Origin of the sequence: Nocardia sp. NPDC050793, assembly GCF_040654065.1 — a bacterium.
Taxonomy (GTDB): domain Bacteria; phylum Actinomycetota; class Actinomycetes; order Mycobacteriales; family Mycobacteriaceae; genus Nocardia.
The window spans coordinates 319,106-338,108 of sequence record NZ_JBFAHG010000006.1 but is presented as its reverse complement, the minus strand read 5'-3'; the positions used below and the strand labels follow the sequence as shown (position 1 = coordinate 338,108).

At 69.4% G+C, this 19,003-nt stretch carries 1 protein-coding gene (only partly in view); it reads right to left on the bottom strand.

What is annotated here, in order from left to right; all coding sequences use genetic code 11:
• Positions 1 to 19,003, bottom strand: partial view of a LuxR C-terminal-related transcriptional regulator gene (locus tag AB0H50_RS22850; RefSeq protein WP_357455991.1) — the start only. The gene continues 32,294 nt to the left of window position 1, outside the view; only the first 19,003 of its 51,297 coding nucleotides appear in the window; the start codon lies at positions 19,001 to 19,003; its stop codon lies beyond the left edge, outside the window.

Sequence of the window (19,003 nt, the reverse complement as noted above, 5' to 3'; positions counted from 1 at the left end):
CGGTACCAGCCCGCACACCGTCCACCGAGATCCAGAAGTGGTCACCGAACCCGTCGAAGAGACCGGCGGCGCCCTGGCCCGCTCGATCGATCAGAGCATCGACCGAGGGCATGCTCGCGTTCGGCTGCCACAACCGGCCTTCTTCGGTGAGCTCGAATTCGACATCGCTGAGATCCACACCCAGCCTGGTCAATTCGTAGCGAAGCTGCGCGATGTTCCGGTGCTCGGACATGCCGTCGGTGAACCCACCGGACGCGGGCAGCACTGCACGCAACTTGCCGTCGACGATGTGCCACATCCCGTACATGGACGGGCCCTCGGCCGGACTGGCGTAGGTGTTGTACAGGCCCGGATGCAGGACGGCCGCCGAGCTCGCCGATCGAATGTCACCGGGTGTGGTGCCGAACAGGAAATTGTCGCGGTTCTCCGGATCACTGCTGTACAGGTCGCCGTTCTCGTCGCGGAACAGGCCGTTCTCGTCCACCCACAGCCGGTTGTAGGGGGTGTCCGAACCCGCGAAGGGCATGTGGGTGGTCCCGTTGCGCGGAGTCGCCAGTTCGTAGGTCGGCTTGGTCGCGGCGATCTCATCCGATGTCGCGGCCACCTCGCTGAACTCGGCCCACGCCATCTTGCCCGCGTCACCGGCGAGAACAGCGACGCCGGACCGCTCGCCGTGCACAGCATCGCCCGGCTGAGTGTCGAGTACCTGCAGCAGCACCTGCCGCGCGCCCGGCGTGCCGACGAGACGCAAACCGACCCGCACCGGGGCGCTGCCCGCCCGCGACACCAGATCCGCGGCCGCGTTCTGCACCGAACGCCGTTGTCCGACATCACCCCACTCCGCCGCGGTCAGTTGCCCGCCGACCCAGTCCACGATCCCGGCCATGTCCGCGTCCGATGCCACCGTGGTGTCGACCGCGCTACCGGCGTCCCCGAGGAAGGTGGCGCGCGTTTCGCGCAGCCACGGCCCGATCTTGGCGTGCACCTCGTCCAGGGCGGCGGCAACCCGGACCGCGTCCGGCCCGAGCCGGACATCGGTGTAGTGGGCGGTGGGTGCGCCCGCGGTGTTCTCCAGCACCAGCGTGACCTGCCCGGGCACACCGCGCACCGGGGCCAGGCTCAAGGTGATCGACAGCCGGTCACCGGTCGCTTCGATATCGGTCACATCGACCGAGAAATCGGCGCCGAAACCGCGCAAACCCTTCGTGATCAAGTCCCTGGTCGCGGCATCGACCGCGGCCTGCTCGATCAGCAGACGCGGCGCCGCCAGCACCCGTGGTCCCTTCCAGATCCCTTCCTGGTTGTAGGCGCGGAAGTCGACCTGGGCGAGGTCCACGCCTGCGGCGAGGAGCAGATGCTGGAGCTGGGCGGCAAACTTCGGGTCCAGCGACCCCGCCCAGAACGCCTCCGCCGACGAGGCCCACACCCCCGTGATCCGACCGTTCTCGATGATCCACACACCGAATGCGATCGGGCCTGCCTCCGGATCGTCGAACGAGCTGAACAACTCGGCGTGCGAGGTCACATCCGTCGGCGCGCTGCGGATCTCCTCAGGGAAGATGATGAAGACTTCGCCCAGCTCGCCGGTGTTGTGCAGGTTGCCGTGCTGGTCGTAGACCCTGCCGTCCTGGACGGTCAGCGTGCCGAACTGGGCGCGCGCGCCCAGATCGCGCCGATAGGTATCCGGCCGGTTGGGTTCGGCGACATCGTATTCCGGCACACTCGGCTCGACACGAGCGTTCACCGGGGGCGCGGCGGCTGGCTGGGAACCGAGGTTCGCGACCGGTTCGGCTCCAGGATCGGCGTCCGCCTCCGCGCCGAACTCCAACTCCGCGGCATTACGCGAGATCATGGCGAGGATGTCGTTGATCTGGCTCTGCAGCACCGCGATCTGGTCGGGGTATCCCGGCCGCTGTTCCCGGCGAATCTGTTCCAGCCGCGCCTGCGCGCTCGCCAGGGCGTCGGTCAGCACACGCTCGCGTTCCTCGGCGATCTCGGCGCGCTCGGCCGGGGTGACGAAGGACAGCACGGGCGGCTGTCCCGGCCGGAACAGCACCAGCGGCTCGCCGCCTTCGGAGTGGTCCTCCATCATGCCGATGTAGGCGTCCCAGTCCTCCAGCTTGTCCGGGTTCCAGTAGGCCAGCGGCGGATGCTGCACACCCATATCGGCGGCCAGCGCCACCTCCAGGAACAGGAAGTTCTCCGTCGGCGACAAGCGGCTGCGGTCGGGGTGCCGCAGGTCGAACAGATCGTGGTCGCCGGTCAGCGGTTTCAGGACACCGCGCCTGGTGAAGCCCTTGACCACGCCGTTCTCCACAGCGAACCGGCCCTGCGCGATGAAGGCGTCCATCTTCGTGCGCAGTTTGATGTACTCACGCACGCGCTGTTCGTAACGCGCTTCGAGGGCTGCCCAGTCCGCGTCGGATTCATTGGTGCGCGGCGGCATCCGCAGGTCGTGCCGCCCGCCTTCCGGGAATCGGAAGAAGCCCACCAGGCCGACCGCCTTCGCGGGCGCACCCAGCATCACGTCGTATTTGTTGATGGTCTTGGCCTTCATCAACTCCGGCTTGTCCGCGGCATCGTCGTAGATCCACGGCACCGAGTCGGGGTTGGTCGGGCGCACCCAGAGGTGGAGGTCGTGTTCCTCCACGAAGTTCTGTAGTTGTTCCTGGCGATGTAGCGGGATCCCGCGCTCGGCTTCGAGTTGCGCTGGCGTAACCGGTGTTTCGCCGGACTGGTCGGCCGGATACGAGCCGATGTAGACGTCGTCGCCGGGACGGGGGGCGTTCACGTCGCCGGTGTGCAGGACGATCGCCTGCTGGTTCTGGTAGGCGGTGGCCCACAGGGCGACCGTGCCCTCGCGGGTGCCGCCGGCCAGGTCGGCGAGGGAGAGCTGCTGGGGTCGGCTGCTCGGGAGGGCGGCCGGTGCGTCGAAGTATTCGCGGCCGTTCTCGACCCGGTTCAGGGTGACCTGCTCACCGTTGAGCTCGAAGACGTGCCTGCCGTCGACCTCGCCGACGTAGTGCAGCGACATGGCGTGACCGATGGCGCCGTGCCGGTCCGGGTTGCCGCGCTGTTCGATGACGTAGGCGGTGGTGCCAGGGCCCGCGTTGATCAGGCCCTGGACCAGGCGGGCGTGGCCGCTGGTCTGGGCGGTGGTGGCGAAACCCTGGAGCGGCGCGCCGTTGAGCGCCGGGACCAGGTCACCGAATCGCACACCGGCCAGCGTCGACGGCGCCAGCAGATCCGCATCGGTGACGACACCGCCCTGGGCGGCGTTGACGTGCTCGCCTGCCAGTTGCACGCAGTTGTTGTCGTGCTCGTCGAGCAGGTAGCGCTGCGGGCCGAGGGTGCCGTCGCCGTCGGAGACGATCTTCACCTCGAGCACACCCAGACCGGGTTCGCCGGTCACCCGCGCCGAGACGTGCACGCCGCCGCGGGCGATGCCGTGATCACCGTGGTGGGACTGGGTCGCCAAGGCGACGAGATCGGTCACCTCGTCCAGTGCCGTCTCGACCTTCGCGGCCGGCCAGCCGGACATGATGGCGGACAACTGATCTCGGATATGGCCGAGCCCTTGCATGCCGTAGTACAGCGTGCTGCCGAACCGGCGGGTGCGCGCCGGATCGTTGGCCGTCGGGTCGATCTCGGAGGTGAACCCGAGCGGTGTCGGGCGCGCACCGGTCAGGCGCTGCCACAGAGTGCGCTTGCGCGGGTGCAGCGGGCGCTTATCCCAGTCGTAGCCTGCGGCTTTCGCCGCCGCGGTCGCCTGCTGCACAGTGGCGGCGGGGTTTTGCGCGATGAACTCGATCGAGGCGAGCGCGGCCTCGATCCCGACGATGTCCTCACGCACCGCCTGGTTGGACAGCAGCCGCTGCCACATAGCGGCGATGTCGATGTTCTTCGGGATCTCGGTGTTGCGCAGCAGGTAGTCGCGCACCTGGCGCAGCGTCTCGATGACGTCGTCGCGGGAACGCAGGTTGCCCGCATGGTCTGTGAGCCAGGTCGAGCCGTCGCCGTGCTTGGCCATGGTCGAACCGTCGGGGTCGCGCACCCAGGCATTGCCCTTGCCGCGCACCCAGCGCTTCGGGTCGCCGCCGGAGTAACGATCCGGATCGGCGAGGGCACGGTCGGCGATCTGTGCCAGGTTGCTGTCGGCCTCGAAGACCCGGTTGTGCTCGAAACCCTCGTAGGCGGCCTCGGTCCGCTCCCGGAGCTCGGCCCGTTCGGCTTCGTTGTCGGCCCAGCGCTGCCGCAGCGCCTCCGGAATCTCGACACTCTCGCCGGCGTAGGGCAGCGCGTGGGAGCCATCCAGACGCGCCTGCTCCGAATTCCGTTGCAGCGTGGCTAGTTCCGGGTTGTGCAGCGCCTGCGGATCGGGCTGGCTGGTATTCAGCCAGCCGTAGGTGCGGGTGCCGCGCACCATCGGGATCAGCTGGATCCAGCGCCCGTTGCGCACCGCCGGAATCCATTGCGCCACATCGGCCATGGCCCAGGCCAACGCCGGATGCCGTTTGGCGAAGTCGGCCGAGAGCGGCAGCTCGATCGACTTGCCGTGCGCGGTGTTGGCGGGCAGCCAGCGGGTGGCCGAGAGGACGAATTTGCCGATCCAGGGCCGGTTCTGGATCAGGTTCTTCGTCCACGGATGTCCCGGGATCCGGTCCAGGATGCCCAGCGCGAGGATGCGCAGGTGGAAGAGGTTGAGGCCGAGATCGGAGGTCCACGCGTTCACGCCCTCGGGCACGTTGTAGATCGTCTTCGCGAACGGCAAGTTCTGCGGGAACAAGAACGCCGGAACCTCACCCGGCTCGAACTCGTGCAACCCCGCCATGATCTTGTCGAAGGTCGGCACCATCGACACCTTGAACAGGAACGGCGGCTGCGGGTCGGTCCACTTTTCCTTCTCCCACTTACGCGGGTGTTTGCCCGGCTCCCAGGCGCCCGCGCGCTGGGACAGTTCGGCATCGGTGGACGGCAGATCGACGGTGCTCTCGTAGTGGCCCTGCGCGTCGAGCTGTACCCGAGTGAACCGCACGGTCAGCGGCGTGGTGTCCGACTTCGCCATGCCCAGCAGCAGATTCAGGTCGGTCCGTGCCGACAGCGTCGCTTGCAGCGCCTGCCGGTAGTCGTTGACGTCGGTGTCGGTGCCGACGACCACGATCTCACTGTCCCCGAACAGCCCCGTGGGCTGCGCGGCCGGCCGCACGCCGACCCGCTCCGAGATCGGCAGCAGGCCGAGGTCGTTCATCGCGTCCAGCGCGGCCTGCCGCTCAGCGAGCTTGCTCCGTTGCGCTTCCGCGTCTTTGAGCTGCTTGGCGGCCTCGCGCAGCTGCTGCACCAGCTCGGCCCCGGGTTCCCGCGGTCCCGGGTACCGCGGGTTCAGGTGGTCCATATCGCTGATCTGGAAGACCTGGGCGAGCGCGGCCCGCGCGTTGGTGGCGGAGATGATCTCCGTCGTCAGCGCCGACTTCATCAGGGTCAGATCACCCGGCGGCAGCTTTTGCCGCAGCAGTTCCAGCGAGCTCTCCACCTCGCTGAGTGCGTGCGTGGCTTGCCGGAGTTTGGCACGGGCGGCGGCCAGGTCCTGGTTCCGGGCCTGCTCCGCCTCCGGGGTGTCGACCGTGTCGGCCTCGAGCAGAGCGATGCCCGCACGCAGCTTGTGCTGCAACGCTTTACCGCGTTCGATCTGCGCTTCCAGTGTCTGCTGGACCTGCTCGGCGGTCTCGATGCGGTCCCGCAGCTGGAACGCGGCCTCGAGGTTGTCCACGAGGTCGATATCGGAGCGGAACTGCGCGATCTCGGTGTCACCGCCCAGATGGGCGGCCAGCTGCGCTTCGAGCGCGTCGATGCGGGCTTGCAGGTCGCTGCCGTGCTGCGTGATCGAGGTCTGCCACACCTCAACCGCCGCGGCGCGCGCGGCCTCTGCCGCGCCGGTTGCCGCAACGCGCTGCTCGATGTCGGCCGCCAAGCTCCGCGCCAGATCGAGATCTCCGGCGTTCTGCGCGGCCATGGCCTGCTGCCGCAGGTCCGCGATCTCAGCACGCAGGTCGGCTTCGACCGCCACCGCGGCGGCCATGTCGGCGCGCAACCGGGCCACCTCGGCCGCCGGGCTGGGCGGCGCGTTGGCCGGTGGCTGCCGATGCGCGGGAACCGGGGCGTTCGGGTCCGGCGTCTGGCCGATGGCGAGATCGGCGGCGGGCAGTGCGGCACTGAGGTCGCCGAAGTTCGCCACCTGCTGACCGGCGTTCCAGGCCACGGCCCAGGTGGTTTTGGTTTCGTAGCGACTACCGCCGGTGAGATCGGCCAGCGAGACCCGGGTGCCGTCCGGGGCGACGAACCATTCCAGGTTGCTGCGCTTGGAGCCGACCTCGTCATAGGTCACGCGGCGGCCGTCGATCTCGAACTGATTGCCGCCCAGGTACTTCACGGTGTAGGAGTGCGCTCCGACACCGTGCGCGTCGGGGGTCCAGCGCTCGTCGAGCACCCAGGCCATGGCGCCGGGGCCACCCTGCTCGCGCAGCGCCTGGATCAGTTTCGCGTGGCCGCGGGCGTCGCTGTTGTCGAAACCGCCCGGCTGAGCGCCGCGCAGCATCGGCTGCACGTCCTGCCAGTCGCGACCGGACAGGTTGTTCGGCAGGGGGATCGGGACGTCGACGATGTTGCCCTGGTCGGCCAGGACACGGCTGAGCGAATCGGAGACACAGGTGTTGATCGCGGCGGGACCGGCGGGATCGATCTCGCTGGTGTAGTAGGTCACCAGTGCCGTCAGCGCGTCGATCTCGGCGGCGGTCCGGCGGACTTCGGCGCGTAGCTGCTGGTGCAGCGCGGTCAATGTGCCGGGGTCGCGGACGAACAGGTCGGCGAACTTCTCGGCTTTGAACTTGCCGAAGGCCGCCTTGTACTGCGCGTTGGTGGTGTTGTAGATGTCGGCGCCGTGCAGACGCACCCAATCCTGGTCCGGCACCGGCACTCCCGGCACAGTGGTCGGACCGGCCAGTTGCAACTGCACGAGCAGCAGGTCGACGTTCGCGATGAGCGAGGCCAGGTGCGCGGGGGCGTCGGCCAGGTTGATCGGGGCGATGTCGTCGGCCACCCGCGGATCCCGGGTGAACAGCTCCGGATCGGCTTCCAGCTTTGTCAGGAGCGCGTCGATCTCCTTGGCCAGCTTGGGTTTCGCGGTCTTCAGCGCCTCCAGTGTGGCCTTGGGGTCGGTCGCGAGGTCGGCCCGGCTCAGCTCCAGCTTGTTCAGCGCGGTGTCGAGCTGGTGGTAGGCGTCGAGGGCGTGCAAGGTGCGCGCGTACTCGACCAGCGCTTCGATCTGGGCGGCGCGCACCTCGTTGTCGAAACGCAGCCGCTCCAGGGTGGCGTCGATCTGGCTCGGGGTCAGATCGATGCGGCCGATCGGCAGGCGTCCCACCAATTCCGTGATGGCGGACTCGATCTCGCCGCGCGACATCCGGGACAGGTCCAGCGCCGGGCCACTCGGCTCCGCCTCCGCCGTTTGGGTGACCGTCTGCCAGGGGCCACCCTCGTAGCGCACCATGGTGGCGGTCAGGTTCCGCCCGTCGAAGTCCTGCGAGATGTGCCGCACCGCAGGGGAATCCACTGCCGCGGTGGCCACCCGCCAGGTGCCGCCGACCTCACGCGGCCAGGCCACGCGGTACTCGACCTCGAGGCTGCCATTGTCGATCAGCTCCACCAGTTCGGAATTCGCCGGGTCGGCGAGTGCCTTCGCCAGTGCCGCGTCGTGATTCATGGCGTTGTCGATGACAACCAACTTCATCGGCGACCCGACCAGCCCGATGCCCGGATGGTTGGCCGGATCGATCAGGAACCCGCCGCTGACCCGGATCCATTCGCTGCCCGCGATATTCGCCATCACCTCGGCGTGCTGGCCGAAATCGTCGTCGGCGTCGAGTACCTTCTCCGCCTGCCGCTGGAACGCGGTGACCGCGTCCTGGAGGTTGGTGAGCCGAGTCTGCAACTCCGCCAGCACATTCGGGCTCTCGGGGTCGATGCCGAGAATGTGCGCGCGGTGGTGCAGCTCGGTGCGGATGTGGTGGCGGCGCAGCGCCTCCTCGAAGAACCTGCGGCCCGCGGGCGTGTCGCGGTGCGACAGGTCCCACCACTGGCGGCCGCCCTGCATGTTGTTGTTGACGCCGGTCCAGCCCATGGCGGTCGCGCGACCGTTCCGGGCCGCCTCGACCTCGCGCCCATACCGCTCCAGCGGGCTCGGACGGTTGATGACCGCGGCCGGAAGCAGATGCGACAGGTCGATATCGGTCAGGAAGGGGATGTCCGCGTTCTCCGCGTCGTAGCGGGCCAGCGCCGCCTTGAACGCCTCGGCCGACACCGCTTCGCGGGTCAGCAGATACCGCGCCTGATCGACCGCGGCGCGCACCGACTCCGGGCTCGGATCCGGCAGTTCGATGCCGAGCGGGCCCGCCAGCGCCAGCAGCGCCCGCGCCCGCGCGTCCAGCTCCTGCGCGGCCTGCTGGACCTCCCGGCCCCATTCGGCGAGCTCGTCGTGTGCCAGCGCCGACGGATCGTGTTCGGCGTCGGCGGGGACCGGCGGTTCCAGCGAGGCGTCGATGCCGGGCGCGGGCTGCGCGGCCGGAAGTGCCGGTGGCACGGGCGGTCCCGCGAGGAAGCGGTCGGCCAGCCCGAGTCGGCGGAGTTCGGCCTCGTTCTCGCTGATCTTCTGCGGGTCGGCGTCCTCGCGGGCGTAGTCGTAGACATCGCCGGTGCGCGAGACGGGCCCGTGCGATTCCGCGGAGGTGACCTGGCCGAGCAGGAAGGCCTTGATCTTCGGCCAGTTGCGCTTGAGGTTGACCACCTCGCGTGCGGTGAGCGCGGGGTTGGCCTCGAAATTGCCCCAGAAGTCGCTGTCGGCCAGCTGACCGATGTTCTGCACCGTGAACGACTGGCCCAGCGGCACCATCTCCGACGGCGGATGCTGCGGGTTGACCACACCCTGCCGGTCCCGCAGGGTCTGGATGACACCCGGATCGGCCTCCGGAGCCTTGACGATCGCAGCGGTGGGCACTTCCGGTGCGGCCAGGCGGGTGGCCGGTTCGACCCGCCAGCCGCCGGAACCGTCCGGGGTCAGCTGAACCGGGATTCGTTCGCCGCCGACCTCCAGGTCGATCCGCACCGGTCCGCCCGGTGTCCGGCCCGCTTGCAGCACCTGGGTGACATCGGCCAGATCCGCGACCGCCCTGGCGCGGGCCAGCGTTTCCGACCGCAGCCGCTCCAGTGTCTCGGTCAGGTTCGCAGGCGTCAGGCCGTTGTTCGGTATCGCGAGCAGGTCGGCCCAGACCTCGACGATCTTGCCGATCTCGGTCTGCTGATCCGGGTCCAGTGCGAGATCGCGCCGGCCCATGGCGGTGGCCAGTGCTTCGATCGCGCCTGCGCGCAACAGGATTCGGTAGCGCTCCTGCGCGACGGTGCTCGCGAGATTCGCCGGATCCCGCTGCTGGGTCGTGAGATTCAGTTGGTCCGCGAGCGACTGCTGAGCCTGCGCCATGGTGAGCGGGCGCGGCGGGTCGGATGGATCGGGCGGCGAGACCAGCGGGCCCGCGACGGCATCCGGGTGCGCGAACGGAATCGGCGGCGCCGGTTGGGTTTCCGGCGGCTGTCCGATCGACCGCTGGAACGCCTCGGCGGCGTCGCGCTGGGCCAGGAACTCGGCGTCGGACGGATCGGACGGGTAGCGCCAGTAGTGCTCCCCGGGGAACTGCTCGTCCGCGGTGAGCGTGTCGAAGTTCGTCGGGAACAGCATGTGCTGGTCGGCCAGGCCATCCGGCGAAGCGTCCAGGAAGCGGCGAGCCAGCGCCATCTGCGCCAGGTCCTGGAGCGCGGACTGCGGATCTGGCAGTACTCCAAGACTTTCCGCGAGACCGAGGCGCTCGGCGAGGGCTTGCGCGTAGGCCAGATGCGCAGCGGAGGGTTCGGCCCCGGACTCCGGTTCCGTACGCAGGCTTGGTGTTTCGTCGAAGAACCGCGCCGCCTGATGGACCGGGTCCTCGGGCCGCCGCGGCGCGGGCGGATCTTGGCCGACGCGCAGATCGGCGTCCGGCATCGGCCCCTCGTCGCCCAGGCCCGGGACGTGCGCGTCGTTCTGGAAGATGCTCGCCCAGGTGACGGCGGTCTCCGCCGGTGTGCCACCGGTCAATTCGGCCAGCGACAGCGGATCGGTGCCGCCATTGGGGCCGAGGTCGAACAGCTGCTCCTGGCCGTTGTCATCGATATCGGTGAGCAGAACCCGCTGGCCGTCCACGTCGAAGACGTCGCGGCCCAGGTAGGTCACGGTGTAGGCGTGGCCGCCGACACCGTAGTCGTCGACGGTGGTCCGCTGGTCGATCACCACGGCCGAGGCACCCTGGCCCTGCGCGCGCAAGGTGGTCAGCAGGCGGGCATGTGCGCCGCCCTCGTCCCCCGGCAGGAACGGCTCGGGCTGCGCGGTGCCGAAGTGGTCCGACAGCTCAGCCCACGGCACACCGCTGATCCGGCCGGGATCGACGGCGAACCCGCCGAGCACGTTCGGGTGCCGCACCGCCAGCTGGTCGAAAGCCCTTGGCACACAGTGGTTGATGGGGGTGCCGCCGGTGGGCAGACGGTAGTACGTCTCGGCCAGCGCGGCCAAGGCGGCGAGATCGGTGGCGTCCTGGCGGACATCGGCCCGCAACTCCGCCAGCGCCTCGGCGATCTGCTCCGGCGTGCGCAGCGCGGCCGCGTCGAGCCGGCCCGCCCGGAAGTTCTTGTAGATCGACTCCAGCTCGGACGGTGTCGCGGTGTTCAGATCGATGCCCAGCAGGTGCAGCCAGTCGGCGTCCGGGTCCGGGATACCGGGCTCCTGCCCGGGCAGGGTCTGGCCGTGCCGGGCCAGCGCCAGGAAGTCCGCGAGATCGTGGACGAGCAATCCCACCTGATCGTGGGTGTCGCCGTGATGCATCGGCAGGCCGCCGGGCCGCAGCTGATCCTGCGCGTCGTAGATGTTCGGATCGAAATCGACCAGGTCGGGGTCCTGGCTCAGCAGCCGGGCCAGCGCGTCGAGCTTCGCCGCCCGTTCGGGATGCCGGTGCTTCAGCTCCTCGACCGCCGCCAGCGGGCGCCCGCGCAGCTCGGACCGGTTCACCTCGGCTTCGTGCAGCGCCCGTTCGAAGGCGTTGAAGCGGGCCACATTCGCGTGCAGACGGGCCAGATCGGCCATGGCCTCGATCCGCACCGCGCGCAACCGGTTCGCGGCGCGCGCCGCGTCGAGGGTGTCCTCGACGCGGTCCGGGGCCAGATCGGCCAGCTGCACACCCTGCCTGGCCGCCGCGTCCTCGACGCGGGCCACCAGCTCCGCGGTCGACAGCGTGGCGGGGTCGGGCACCGGAATCCCGTTGTCCGGCAGCGTGAGCGCGCTTTCGCTGGGGATGACGCGCCATGGGCTGTCGTCGTTGTCGCGGACCATGGTGAGCTCGAGCCCGCGACCATCCGCGGCACCGGAGAGATGCCGGACCTGCGGCGCGTCCACCTCGGCCACATGGATGACCCCGGTGCGGTCGGCCCAGGCAACCCGATACTCGAGCTCCAGCTCGCCCTGGGTCAGCATCTGCGCGATATCGGTATTGCGCGGGTCGGCGAGCGCGTTGGCCAGCTGCTGGTCGTGATCGCCGCCGTCGTTGATCACCACCAGGCGCTGCGGATTGCCGTCCAGCAGGCCGATACCCGGCGCATTGTCCGGATCCAGCAGGTCGCCGCCCTGGTCGAGCAACCACCGGTGCCCCGCCGCGGCCGCCATCTCCTCGGCGATCCGGGCGAACTCGGTGTCGGCATCGGTGTAGCGGGCCGCCAGTTGCGCGAATTCCGTTGCTTCTCGCGCCAATTCGGCAGCACGGTCGTGCAGCGCGGTCAGCGCGCGTGCGACATCGGCCGGGCTGTGCTTGGCCGGATCGACATCGAGCAGGTTGGCCCAGGTACCCAGTTCGGCGCGCACCTGTTCGCGCTGCATCGCCTCCCGGAACGCCTCGCGGGCTTCCGCGCTCGGGTTGCCCTCCGGATCCCACCAGAGCTTCAGCCGCGTCGGATTGTTGTTGACGCCACTGGCTTCGGAGTCCGCACCGGGCAGACCGGCCGCAACGGACTGCTCGCGCATATAGCGCTCGAGCGGATCGGGATGCATGTCGTTGGTCGGCAGATAGCCAAGGCGCTCGTTCTCGTTGTGGAACCGCGTGGCCGCCTGCGCGTACGCCGCGGCCGCCGCGGCCTGCCGCATCGCCCGGTAGTTCGCCTCACCGACCGCGGTGCGGACCGCGTCGGGGCTGAGGTCGGCCAGCGATAGCGACAGCGCGTCCGCGCCCTCGTAGAGCGCGATGCGGGCGGCGTTGCGGTCGGCGATGGCGTCGCCGAGTTCCCTGCCTCGGCGCGCCAGATCCGGATCGGGGCCCGGGCCTTGCGGTTCCGCGTCCGGAACCGGCGGCACCACGTCCTCATCGAGACCGGCGCGCTCGTCGGGCGCAACCGGATCCGGTGCCTGCGGAGCACCGATCTGGGGACTGGCCGAGTAGTTGCCGGTGACCAGGGCCCAGAACGCCTCGCGGCCCTTCCACAGCTTCGACGCCTGCAACGCGAAGAACGCCGGATCCCAGTTGAATCCACTGACATCGGCCGCCGCGTCACCGGACAGCAACTCGATCTCCGCGCCGAACGCGTTGTAGAGATCGCTGTTGGCCTCCGAACCGAGCGCGTTCTGGGGCGGCCGGCCGGTGCCGTGGCTGCCGAGGTGGGTGCGCAGGAACTTCATCGCCCGCTTCCACCGGCTCTGCGGTTGCGCGTCGGGGTCGCTCGACGAGTCCGGCACCGGCGGCGGCGCCAGCGGCTCGGCGGGCCGCACCCGCCACCGTCCGGAACCGTCGGCGGTCAGCAGCACCGGCACCCGCTGACCGTCCACCACCACCGTGTACCGGCGGCTCTCGCCCTCGGCCATCTGGGTGGCCCGGCCCTTGACCTCGTGCACCGCCTGGGCGACATCGGCCAGATCGTTCAGGGCGACGGCGCGGGCCAGCACGTTGTCGCGCAGCCGCTCGAGCGTCGTGTCGACCTGCCCCTCAGCCAGGTCGCTTTCCGAGAGCTGGAGCAGATCTGCCCACTGGTTGACGATCTTGGTGAGATCCGCCCGCTGGTTCGGGTCGACGGCGGCATCCAGCCGGGCCTTGGCGTACGCGAGCGACTCGACCGCGCCCGCCCGCAGCATGGTCCGATGCCGCTGCTCCGCGATGGTTTCCGCGAGATTCGCCTGGGTCACCTGGTCGGCGTTCATGCGCAGCTGACGCAGCAGCTGCGCCTGCTCCGACTCCGGCGCGAGCGGCTGCGGGGCCCGGGAATCGGGCCGGGCCTGCGCAGGACCCAGCGCGGGTGCGATCGCGTCCGGCACGGCGATCGGCATGGCGGGCGCCGGGGTATCGGGATCGACAACCGGCAGGGCGTGGGCTTCGTCGCGTTGCAGGGCGAAATTCGGGTCGCTCGGATCCGGCGAGTAGTTCCAGTACCGCTCGCCCAGATGCTGCTCGTCGATGCTCAATGGAGCGAAATCGGCCGGGCCCATGAGCTCGTTCATGCGCCCGGTGACCGGGGTCGGGTCGAGGAACCTACGCGCCCACGCCATTTGGGCCAGATCCGCGAGGATCCGGCGCGGGTCCGCGAAGCTCGACAGCGAGTCGCCGAGGCCGAGTGCCTGCGAGAGGCGGGTCAGGCGGTCGCGGTCGGCGTCGGTCAGCGGGGACAGGTCGCCCGTCGGCGTCGTCAGGCGAGCCGGGCTCGGCTGCGGACCGGACGCCGATTCGGCTTCGGGGTCCGGGGTCTGCTGTGCCTCGGGATCGGGCTGTGCTTCCGGATCGGGAGTCTGCTGCGCCTCGGGATCGGGCTGCGCTTCCGGATCGGGAGCCTGCTGCGCCTCAGGGTCAGGCCGCACACCCGGGTCCGGAGTCTGCTGCGAATCCGGATCGAGAGCCTGCTGCGAATCCGGATCGGGCTGAGCACCAGGGTCCGGAGCCTGCTGGGCCTCCGGATCGGGCTGCGCTTCCGGATCGGGCGTTTGCTGAGCCTCGGGATCAGGCTGCGTATCCGGGTCCGGCGTGGGCTGAGCCTCAGGGTCAGGCTGCGCACCAGGGTCCGGAGTCTGCTGCGCCTCAGGGTCAGGCTGCGCACCAGGATCGGGAGTCTGCTGCGCCTCAGGGTCAGGCTGCGCACCAGGATCGGGAGTCTGCTGCGAATCCGGGTCCGGCGTGGGCTGAGCCTCGGGGTCCGGGTTCTGCTGCGAATCCGGGTCCGGCGCAGGCTGGTTGGCGCCGCGCTCTTCGTCGCGCCTGCGCTGCTCCTCCTGCTGCCGCTGTTCGTCCAGGAAGCGCCGGATGTCGCGCATCGGATCCCGCCGGCCCTGATCGTCGCCGACCCGCGGCAGGTTCCGATCGTCATCGTCGTGGCCCTGGGTGGCGGCACCCACCGCGAGCGGCCGCACCGCCAGCGGGCGCACGGAGTTGCCGTTCGCGTCGTAGACCATGACCCAGGTCTTCTTCGCGTCCGGCAGATTGCGGGGGTTGAACTCGACCGGGCCGTTCGGATGCTTGTACGGGTCGTCGACCATGATCTTGCCGGTCGCGGCGTCGTAGTACATGACGTACGCGTGCGCACCGACACCGTGCTCATCGACCGTGTGGTTCTGGTCGACGACGATGACCGTCGCCTTGCCCTTCATGAAGGCAAGCGCCTCGGCGATCGCCTTGTGCGGCGACTTACGCTTGCCGACCTTGACCTCGGTCGCCTGGGAATCGGCGTGTTCTTCGAGCCGGCGCATGGACACACCGTCCGTGCCGACATCGGTCGGCACGGTGATGTCCGGGTTACCGGTTCGCTGGCGCGCCCGGTACAGCGCCTGCTCGGAACACCCGTTCTTCCGCAGCGGCGGCCGATCGGTGTCCAGGAACGACTCGTTGTCGGGCGCTTGGAATTCGGTGGTGCCTGCGGCGATGTTCTCCAGCCGGTACATGCGGTCGACCGGCACGCCGTTTTTCGGCGGCTTCGGGCCGGTGGTCTTCGGGGCGTTGAACTGATGGAACAGGCCGTTGGCGCGATCCTGGATGTGCACACGGACGTCGTCGCCGAAGTGCTTCTTCCGGATCAGCGGTCTGTCTTCCTGACCGGAGAAACCGATGAGCACGACGTCATCGACCAAACGCTCCAAACGCCCCTTGCGGCCGGACGATTCGACGACGTCGACGCCGTAGCCGCGCGCGATGATCTTGTTCGAGACCGCGATCTCGGGTTGTCCCTGCTGCGCCCGCCTCTCGTTGGCCGCCGCCCGAGCCGCGTCGAACGCGGCCATGTCCCGGGCGAGCAGCTTGCCACCCTGGCGGGCATGCCAGGTGGTCATGGACTGGGCCTTGTTCGGCGTGCCATAACCGACCCACGCGATCGACGCCGCCGACTCGCCCGCGCGTAGTCGACCGGCGGTCGCCTGGTACTGGCTGGCCATCTGGTTCACGGTGCTACCGATATTGGCCAGCGACGTGTCCCGGCCAGGGACGTGCCAGGACAACTGGGTCGCGGTGTCGACGTCGCCCATGGCGATCGCCGCACGGCCGCTGCCGTTGAACGCGGTGGAGTCGAAGGCCATGACGTACACCGGCGTGTTCGGATCGATGACGAAGGCGGCCGCCTGCGCCTGCATGAGCGCCTGCTGAGTGCGCAGCAGGTTCACCAACCGGTTGTGCGAGGCGGGGTCCAGTTTGCTCTGCTTGACCAGGTTTTCGAGGTCCTGCTTGACCTGCTTGATGGTCGCTGCGTGATCCTTGCGGGCCTGGGCGATGCGCTGCTTGGCTTCGGCCAGCTCCTGTTTGGCCTGACGGCGCTTCTCCGCCCGGTCCGCCCGGCTGGCTTCGGGATCGACCCGTGTCCGTGCGCGCGGCTGCTCGGCTTTCGCCCGCGCCAAGTCGGCCTCCGCCCGCTGCTGCCGGGTCAGCAGGCCTTCCAGCTCCTGCCGCTGGGTGTCGGTCAGTCCGCTGCGGCCGAGTAGATCCTGCCTGTCCCGGGCGAGCTGGAGCCGGTTGGCGGCGTCGACGTCCGGTGCGGGAATGCCCGGTGCGTTGCCGATGGCGGCCGGATGCACGCGGATCAGGGTCTGCCGCTGCTTTCGCGTAAGTTTGTTCCACCGCTCGGAATTCTTGCGCGCCAAGGCATCTGCCTCATGCGGCTTGGTCTTGGGGGTGAGCTGGAGATCGGTGGCCTTTGGAGAGCCCTCCATGCTGCGGAGGATGGCGGCGGCCCGCCGCTTCTCCGCGCGGGTGGGTTCGCGGGCGGCCGAGGGCAGCACCTGCAGCGGGTGGCGGGTGTTCTCGTCGGTGTCGGGGTTCGGGTCGGACGAATCATCCGGCTCGTTCCGGGTTTCCGGATCGTTGTCGGTATCCGTGTCGTTGTCGGTATCGGTATCCGGGTCCGTGCTGGTGTCCGGATCGGTACTCGGACGCGCCGGAGCCGGGGCCGCCGGGTTGAGCGGCGGTGGCAGCGGAACCAGCGCGGAGTCCTCGTCGACATCCGGCCGCGCCGCCGGATCCTCGTCGCTGTCCGGACGGGCGGGCGCATCCTCGTCACTGTCGGGACGCGCGTCCTCGTCACTGTCCGGCCGTGCCGCCGGGTCCTGATCGCTGCGGGGACGCGCGGGCGCATCCTCGTCGGTGTCGTTTTGTGTCGCCGGATCCAGGGTGCTGTCGGTCCGCGCCTGGACCTGCGGGTCGCTCTCCGGTGTGACCTGCACCTGGCTGTCGGCGTCGCTCTCCGAGTCGACGGTGGCATTCCGTTGCGGCGCTTCGGTATCCGAGACCTGCGTCTGCACCGGACTGGCCGGGGCGGCGCCGGGGGTTGCGGCCTGAGCGGACGCGCCCGCGCGCGACGTGGGTGTCGACTCGGCGTCGGCGCTCGGGGCGACGTTGGATGTGCCGTCGTTGAAACCGGCAGCGGAGGTGTCCCCGGCGCGGGGCACACCGGGCAGGTTGGGCGTCGACGGCCGCCCGGCGCCCGGCTGGCCGGTGGCGGTGCTCGACTGGCCCGTTGTCGGAGACGTGGAGGTGGACCCCGGCGCGGACGACGAACTGCCCGGCGCGACACTGGACGCACCCGTGCTCGTGGACGTGCCCGTGCTCGTGGACGCTCCCGGCGCCGACGTGCTCGCACCGGGCGCCGTCGAGCCCGGCGCGGCCGCTCCCGGCACCATCGTTCCCGCCCCGTTGGTGGCGGTGTTCGATCCGGTGCTCAGGCTCGAGTTGGTATCGCCCGAAATGCTTGCACCAGTGCCGATTTGGGAGTCACCCAGCGGTGAACCGGTGAAATCGTTGACCGCGCCCGGATCGGTGACCGGGCTGGCCTGCGCGGCCCCCGCACCGGGATCCGAAACACCTGCACCCGGGTCCGAAACAGCCGCTCCAGCACCGGGATCCGACACCCGCGAGCTGGGATTGTCGGCGGCCGAACTCGAATCGCCCGCCTGCGGAGCCGCATTGCTCTGATTCCCACCGGAATTCGACGAATTACTGTCGCCCGCACCGTCTCCCGAGCTCTGCTGACCCGCCTGCTGACCCGCCTGCGGTCCGGCCCCGGCCTGCTGCTGGTTGCCCGCGCCCGAGTCGGCGGCCCCGGCCTGCGGCGCGTTCGTGTCCTGCCCGGCGGGCGGTGCGGTGGTATTGCCGGCACTGGCGGTGTTCGTGCCCGGGCTGTTGTCCCCGGCCCCATTCTGGCTCCCGGCGCCGTTCTGATTTCCGGCACCGTTCTGGTTCCCGGCACCAGTCTGGTTCCCGGCACCAGTCTGGTTCCCGGCCCCATTCTGGTTCCCGGCACCATTCTGGTTCCCGGCACCATTCTGATTTCCGGCACCGTTCTGGTTCCCGGCGCCCGAATTGTCCCCGGCACCAGTGGGATTGGAGGGGTCGGTCCCGTTGGTCGGCTCGCCCGGCGGAGCGGTACCGTCCGGCGGCGGAGTCACATTGAAGTTGCCGCCACCGATGTTCGGCCCACCCAAGTACTGACGGTTGCCACGGAAACTCGACGCAGCGGACGGGATCGCACCGGAAAGGCCGCCACCGACGAATGCGTGCGGAGTGAACTCGCCGGTCATCGCCCACGCGGCGCCCGCGCCGGCCAGACCCGCGCCGGTACCCACGATCCCGCCACCCAGGGCGCGGGCCCACCGGTTGTCGCTCATCATCATCCGGTTGAGCCCGGGTATGTGGCCCAGACCGTAACCGGTGCCACCACCCACGCCGCCCGCCACGAACGAGACACCCACGTTCTTCAGATAGCCGTCCCAGTCGAAAGGCTGCGACTTCAGGTTCTCTGCCTTGAGGATGTTGTGGATAGCGACTTCCTCGATGGTTGTCTGGACGACCTCGACCAAACCCTCCTGAACCATCTCGTAGACGACTTTGGCGATGACGGTGCGCGCCGCCTCGGACAGGAAGCGCTGACCGATGATTCGGGCGATCGCGTTCTCCAGAATCCCGCCGATCACCCGGAAGGCGGCACGGGTGGCAGCGATCGCAGTGGCCTCGGCGAGGGGCGCGGCCGGGCCCGCGGCCAGCGCCCAGGCCAGCTCGATCACCAGCCAGCCGAATGCGAAGGTCGCGCTCAAATGGTTGGCGTGGACCTCGCCGGTGAAGTCGTCGACCGCGGTTGCCAGTTGGTCGAAGGACTCGCCCATCAGCTCGATGGAGCCGTGCTTCTCGTCTCGGCCGTGGATTACGCTCTGGAGCGATTCGAATATCTTCTCGCCGCCGCTGCCCAGAGGGTAGGACACGCGGACGGACTGGCTGGCGATATCGGCCTCGCCGATGGCGTACTCGAGGATATCCCGACCGACCCCACGCAGCACAGCCGAGATCCCGTCCAGGTCATTGGGATCGATGTGGGTGATCTCCGCACCCGCAACCCACCCGACCCAGGCGAACTCGTCGGGAATATGGTAGTAACCCAT